General features: G+C 56.3%; 2 protein-coding genes. Both read right to left on the bottom strand.

The features are described 5' to 3' along the window. Window positions 1-145: 145 nt before the first annotated feature. Window positions 146-589 carry an SMI1/KNR4 family protein gene (locus EBB59_RS13190; RefSeq protein ID WP_122102588.1) on the bottom strand — a complete coding sequence of 148 codons (444 nt, stop codon included), beginning with the start codon at window positions 587-589 and terminating at the stop codon, window positions 146-148. Window positions 590-598: 9 nt separating this feature from the next. Then, the coding region (locus tag EBB59_RS13185; protein WP_211327764.1) for an HNH/ENDO VII family nuclease at window positions 599-2,009 on the bottom strand (1,411 nt) is incomplete at its 5' end.

Here is a 2,009-nt window from a genome sequence, read left to right as displayed (position 1 = left end):
CGGCGCGAATCTTGACGCCCGGGCGGATCACCGCCCAATCGTTATTGACGATGTCGAAGGTCTTGCCGATGCGCGCCTGGGCGACATGGCGTCCGTCCTTTTCCACGATGGCGAAGCCGGTGCCCTTTAGCAGCTGTAAAATCTCTCAGTTTCTGTCACCTTCCTCCTCACCCAACAAATAAGCGAGAAAATCACCGTAACTATCCCAATTCTCCGGCTCACGCGCCAACGGCTCTTTACCTAACCTTGACGCATCAACCGCATCACACCAAATTACTTGACCATTACTACAGTCAAGCACAAGCAAACTTTCTGACGGCTCCCCTAGAACAAGAAATTTCTCAGGCAGACCAACACTACCCCTAAGTCGCTTAGTTTCATTCAATACATTCATTGCCGGACTCCATGCAATAGCATGCAATGGCAATACAGCTATACCACTCCCGTCAAAAAACTCGGCAGCCGATAAAAAATCTTGCGGAAGAGAGATTCCAAGCTCATCCTCCAAGCTACGCAGATATGATTCATCCGCCGGACGCAAGCCATTCAAACGCTCATAAATGCTTTGCAGTTGATTAATTTCAAACATACGACCTCACTAGTTCGGATTTTTCCAACGCCACTGCCAGTACTCTCTTGTATCTACCGAAAAAGCACGCCTATCAATTGGATAGAACGGATTCGGCTCATTTCGACCATAAAGGCTGTGAAGCACGTTCTGACCAGGCTTACCAACACCGTGATACCGCGTGCTTGCCTCGATCAGGGCACCTCGAGAGTCTTGGCCGATATGGTGAAGTGTTGCGAAATTCCCATCAGCAAGCTCTGGCGCAAACCCTCTCGCGGCTGCTTCGGCGTTCGTTCTTCCAACGAAATCAGCTGGGCCATTAGTTCGTACTAGCCCCCATTCAATATCGTTCCTTTGAATCAAAGAGTAGGTCTGACCCGTTCCTCTAGGACGAGTAGCCGACCAATCAGTTCTTGCTGTAAAGATGTCATTGTCTGCAAATGTCTTCCAAGAACGACTAGCTGCCGCAACATCGACTGTACTGCTTGCCCGCCCCACTCTTTCAACCACCACCGCTGGCGCAAGGCCCGGAACGCTCGGCCTTGCCGATGAGACCGTCCCCAGTGTGACCGCATCGCCCAGCCCTTGGAAGGCACCCAGGAAATACTGACCGCCCTCCAAATACGCCAGTGCCGAGTCATGCCCCTTCAACTGGCCCGCCTGTCCCCACTTCTGACCCGCCAGACTCGCATTGTTCGGCGCGTCATACACCCCCTTGATCAGCGATTCGGCCATCGTCGGGATCACCGTCAGCATGCCGCCCGCCAAAGCCCCCGCCTTCTGACGCCAACCTCCGCTGGGGTCATCCAGCATCGCCGTGAAGGTGCTGTACTTATCCATCCACCAGCCTTGATAAGGCGTGTACAGGTTCTCGATGGCCGGCAACTCCGTTCCCGTGCTCGAACCCATTACGGTAATGCGGTCGAATTCGCTTGCACCCGCCGGTTGCGTCCCATAGTCGCCATAGGCCGATATGAATTCGCTGTAATCCGCGTCATCCGCCACGTTCACCGTGATCGAATCCGGCAAGCCTCGCTGCCGAAGGTCGGACACTACTTGCTGCCTGGAAACCCGTTCCCGAGCAGCTTGCTCAAAGGCCGCTGGCCTACCTTTGACATCCGACAGCCTCTCGGACACCGTACCCGCCATTGGGGCTTCGCCCAGCGGAGAAGCACCAGACGGCGCATCTCCCGAGAAGCTGCCAGCATCATAGAAGCTCATGCTCAGCCACTTGAGCTGCTCCTCCAACGGCAGATTACGCCATGCCGCCATGAACTGGCGCGCCCGCGCCCGCCTATCCAACCGCCCCGCCGCCGCATTCCCCAGCGCATTCCCGAACGCGTCCGCCGCCAGGTCGCCGTAGTCGATACCCCCTCGTTGCGCCCCCAGCGCTTGCCGGCTGTGCGCCGTCACCACGTTCCCGATCATCCCCGTCGCCAGG

The sequence above is a fragment of the Solilutibacter pythonis genome (assembly GCF_003697345.1).
In the GTDB taxonomy this organism is placed as follows: domain Bacteria; phylum Pseudomonadota; class Gammaproteobacteria; order Xanthomonadales; family Xanthomonadaceae; genus Solilutibacter; species Solilutibacter pythonis.
The sequence above is the reverse complement of the archived record's forward strand: the minus strand, read 5'-3'. Positions and strand labels throughout refer to the sequence as shown.